This window comes from Acidobacteriota bacterium (assembly GCA_003225175.1).
Lineage (GTDB): Bacteria > Acidobacteriota > Terriglobia > Terriglobales > Acidobacteriaceae > Gp1-AA112.
Genome location: QIBA01000171.1, coordinates 1 through 2,057, shown reverse-complemented (window position 1 = coordinate 2,057; position 2,057 = coordinate 1). Strand labels below are relative to the sequence as shown.

Genomic DNA, 2,057 nt, shown 5'->3' with positions numbered 1-2,057 from the left:
CTCCATAATAATGCCATATATAATACACCATTTTTTGAAGGTATTAAGTTTAAAAGAAAGTGATGTAGCAGCCATTAAGCAAAGAATTGAAGCATCTCGTGTTAATTTAATACCAAAGAGTATTATAACGTGTTGGGTACTTGTTGCCAAAACAATGAAGGCTGTTTTTAATGGTGAATTTACAACAGAAGGTTACGAAATATTAGAAGAATGTCTTCAAAACGAGTTAAAATTACTTCCAAAGGTATAATTGTAATTTGGGAATAGCAAATGCTTTTAAATATCCTAACGATATTTTCTTTTTTTTAATAGGTCTTTGCAGATTTTGTTAATCTGCCAAATTTGCATATAAATACACATCTTACAATGCATGCCCAAACGTTTGGAACTCTTACTAATACGCAATGTGGCATTAAAGAAATGGTTCATCGTATTTTTAAGGGAATTGTACCAAGAACAAATCGTAAAAATATAGATTTAGACCTGTTAAAGCGATATAATACTCTATTTGCAATTCGGCATTTGAGTGATGGTGGCATTGATCCAAGATTTGCAAAATCTTGTGCTAGTTTCACAAGTTCTAATTTTGGTCATTTGTTGTCAAATTGGTATCTTACTGAAGATAAATCCTCAAATGAAGAAAATGAAGATTTGGATGATGACAGTAAGATTAAAATATCAATTTTTTAACGAATTTATCTCAATTATTCAATTATTTGACTTTTTTTTTATTTAGTTACGTCAACAGTAGATTTTATTTCTGGTATATCTTTGAAGAGAAGAATGTCTAGGCAAGCTCGTGACAATCTACTCTCAAGCTTGCCAAAATTTAAAACTGAATTGCTAACATCTTATAGAGAAATAGGATTTGGCGCGGCACTTTTATACTCTACTCAATCAATAAGCTGGTATGAATTTGCATCGTATACGATCGAAGAATTAAATGGTACCTTCTCAAAAGTTAACCTTCATCTAAATGATTTTATCACAATTGATGATGAAGATTTTAACAAATCTTATGCTGTCATCAGAGGAATCTTCAAACATAAAGGTAATGATGAAAAGTACTATGCTTTTATAGTCGTAGATTGGTTTGAAGATACTAACCAGGAACATTCAATATTGAGTTGTCCTCTTTACCATCTTCAAACTATAGAAGATCAAAGATGGAGAAGTATTTTTCCAATTAGTGTAATTGATAGTGTACAGAAAGTACATTTTGTTCACAATTGTAATTTGGAATGTCACGATCATTATAATAGTATAAATAGAATTTGGGTCAAAAATAATTATTATTTTACGGCAATATAATTTTATCATAATATTACCATAATGTTTAAGCATTATAACATTATAATAATAAAAATCTTATTCACATTATTATTATTGTTTAAAAAATAATAAAAATTATAATACGAATAAACATTAATTCGACATCAAAATTATGCAGACATTGAATTGAAATCTGATAAATCTGGTAATCATCCAATCAAAACATTTGTTTTGGTTACTGTACATATATAAACAATGATCTCTCGAAAAAAACAAAAAAAAACTCCTTTCCTTCTTTATATTTATAAACTTATACAATCCTCAAAAAATAAACAATATTTTATTTTATTTTATTTCTTCATGATTCCACTCTTCATTATCTTCCTTTTCTGTCTTCCTTCTCTTTCATTTTATTATAGACACGAGAATAACATATGTTTACGCCCTGGTTCTGTCTTTTAAAAAAGAACTTCGTATAATTAATATTGGTAAGCAGCGCTTCAGTTATTCTTTTAAATAGTTTTAAGCAGTTGATTATAGGCACGACTGCACGAGAATAATATGTTTACATCCTGGTTCTGGTTTTTCACTTTTGTTATAACCATACGACCTATTTCAGTTTTTCTTAAAATTATTCTGTATGTATTTTTTGTTTATCATTCATCAAGCAATTACCATATTAGCCGCATTTTTTGTTACTTTTTTTTGTGAAAATATCCTCGTGACGTTAATTCAATATGTAGTTGTGACGTTGAATCTGTGTTTTTAAAAAACTTAATTAGATC

Annotated in this window: 1 protein-coding gene; it reads left to right on the top strand. The window is 28.2% G+C overall.

The features are described from left to right. Positions 1–529 precede the first annotated feature (529 nt). Positions 530–736 (top strand): hypothetical protein, encoded by a 207-nt coding sequence (locus DMG62_24150; GenBank protein PYY19891.1) that lies wholly within the window; start codon positions 530–532, stop codon positions 734–736. Positions 737–2,057: the final 1,321 nt, after the last annotated feature.